Source organism: Methylobacterium sp. WL18 (assembly GCF_008040015.1).
In the GTDB taxonomy this organism is placed as follows: domain Bacteria; phylum Pseudomonadota; class Alphaproteobacteria; order Rhizobiales; family Beijerinckiaceae; genus Methylobacterium; species Methylobacterium mesophilicum.
The window spans coordinates 1-2044 of the sequence record NZ_VRVD01000757.1 but is presented as its reverse complement, the minus strand read 5'-3'; the positions used below and the strand labels follow the sequence as shown (position 1 = coordinate 2044).

3 protein-coding genes and 1 pseudogene are annotated in these 2044 nt (G+C 72.5%); 2 read left to right on the top strand and 2 right to left on the bottom strand.

Translation table 11 applies throughout. The features are described 5' to 3' along the window. On the bottom strand, positions 1–398 hold a 398-nt coding region (locus tag FV228_RS27930; RefSeq protein WP_187277943.1), incomplete at its 3' end, for a metallophosphoesterase. An 8-nt stretch (positions 399–406) separates the two neighbouring features. Continuing rightward, the gene (locus FV228_RS27925) at positions 407–1027 is read right to left on the bottom strand and encodes a cation transporter (protein WP_147857470.1); all 621 of its coding nucleotides are present in this window, start codon (positions 1025–1027) and stop codon (positions 407–409) included. 178 nt (positions 1028–1205) lie between these two features. On the opposite strand from FV228_RS27925, the gene croR reads away from it, so the two are divergent. Both croR and FV228_RS27915 read left to right on the top strand, forming a co-directional pair. Continuing rightward, positions 1206–1679, top strand: a complete 474-nt coding sequence (gene croR / locus FV228_RS27920) for a 3-hydroxybutyryl-CoA dehydratase (protein ID WP_147857469.1) — start codon at positions 1206–1208, stop codon at positions 1677–1679. 1 nt (position 1680) lies between these two features. Further along, positions 1681–2044: pseudogene (locus FV228_RS27915) on the top strand (RNA methyltransferase); the annotation flags it as partial.

The window sequence follows — 2044 nt, the reverse complement described above, 5'->3', positions numbered from 1 at the left end:
GGCGCGTCCGCGGCGAGCCAGCGGCCGGCGAGGCGCCAGTCGCTCCACAGGGTCGTGCCGACGAAGCGCACGCCGTCGATCACGCAGGCCTCGGCACCCTGAAGCAGGTGGATGCGGGCGCCGAGGGCGTTCACCCGGGCGACCTCCGCCTCCAGAGCGGCCAGGAGTTCCGGCGCGGTGCGCGGGTCGCCGGTCGGCGCGTAGTGCTCGTGGTTGCCCGGCACCAGCACGATCGGCCTGCCCTGCGCCAGGTGGACCAGAGCCGCCAACCCCCGCTCGGGATGCCCCTCGTAGAGGTCCCCCGGACAGGCGAGGACGTCGAACGGCGCCTCGGGCAGCGCGATCAGGTCGAGCCGACGCCGCTCCAGGTGCAGATCGGAGATCGGGAAGATGCGCATGGGGATGCCTATTTCGCAGCTGCCCGGCGCTCGGCCGCGGCGGCCCGGAAGATGTCGGCGGCGGAATCGGCGTTGAGGATCGCGATGCCGGCCGCCGCGACGAGGTCCGGCCAGGGGCTCGGCTGGAGGGCGGTGACCAGCCCGGCCGCGATGATCGCCAGGTTGGCGTAGGCGTCGTTGCGGGCCGAGAGATAGGCCGCGCGGGTCAGGCTGCCCGAGCCGGACCGGTGCCGGGCGAGCATCAGCGCGCAGGTGAGGTTCACCGCGAGCGCGCCGAGGCCGGTCAGCGTCAGCGGCAGGGCCGCCGGGGGAACGAAGTCTGCGAATTTCTCATAGGCGGCGTAGGCGGTCGCCAGGGCCGGCACGAGCAGGATGAACGCCATCGCGGTGCCGAGCCGCGCGCGGTTGCGCGCGCTCCAGGACAGGCCGGCGAAGATCAGCAGGTTGATCGCCGCGTCTTCCAGGAAATCGAGGCTGTCGGCGATGAGCGCCACGGATCCGATGGCGAGCGCCACCGCGATCTCGATGCCGAAATAGCCGAGGTTGAGCGCCGCCACGCGGGCGACGACCGGGCGCAGGGCGGGCGGCTCGGGACGGGCGGCGGGTTCAACGGTCACGGGGCGCGTCATCGCCGAGTGCGGCGCGCCTGTCGAGCCGCTGTTGAGAAAACCCTGTCCGCGCCTCAAGAAAGTTCACGGATCTTGCGCCTTCGTCCGGGTGGATTCGGCGGCGCGATCGTGCGACGCGGTCTTGTTGAGCCGGCCGCGCCAGAGTTGCGACCGGCCGGAACCGGAGGTCTGCCGAGCCATGCTGCCCGAATTGCGCGTGCTCTATTTCGAGGATCTCGAGGTCGGGTTGTCGGAAACCCTCTCGAAGACCATCGCGTCCTCCGACGTCGTCGGATTCGCCGAGATCACCGGCGACCGCAACCCGATCCACCTGTCCGAGCACTTCGCCGCCCGCACGCCGTTCGGCACCCGCATCGCCCACGGCCTGTACACGGCCGGGCTGATCTCGGCGGTGCTCGGCACCCGTCTGCCAGGCCCTGGGGCGGTCTACATCTCGCAGACCCTCAACTTTCGCGCGCCGGTGCGCATCGGCGACATCGTCGACGTCACCGTCACGGTCGCCGAGCTGATGCCGGAGCGGCGCCGGGCCCGCCTCGCCTGCCGCTGCTCGGTGGCCGGGGAGACCGTCCTCGACGGCGAGGCGCTGGTGAAGGTGCCGACCAAGGCCGAGGCCGACCCGCTGGCCGTCCGCGCCGAGCGCAAGCAGAGCTGACATGGGCGGGGCCGGGGAGACGGTCGCCGCGGAAACCATCGCGGACCCGGACGACCCACGCCTCGAACCCTACACGAAGATGCGGGAGCGCGACCTCGTGGGCCGCTCCCGGCGCTTCATCGCCGAGGGCGAGGTCACCCTGCGGCTGCTGCTCGGCCCGCGGGCCCGGTTCCGGGCGGAATCGATCCTGCTCGCCCCGGAGCGCTGGCCGGGCCTCGCCCCGGACGTGGCCGCCTGCCCGGACAGGCCGCCGGTCTATCTCGCCGCCAAGGCGGTGATGAGCACCGTGACCGGCTTCCCGATCCATCGTGGCGTTCTGGCGGTGGGCCTGCGCGGATCGGAGCCCGACCCCGCCGACCTCGTGC

Excerpts from the sequence above, each read along its gene's own strand:
- FV228_RS27925 (WP_147857470.1), bottom strand. The coding sequence starts at position 1,027 with ATGACGCGCCCCGTGACCGTTGAACCCGCCGCCCGTCCCGAGCCGCCC.
- croR (WP_147857469.1), top strand. The coding sequence starts at position 1,206 with ATGCTGCCCGAATTGCGCGTGCTCTATTTCGAGGATCTCGAGGTCGGG.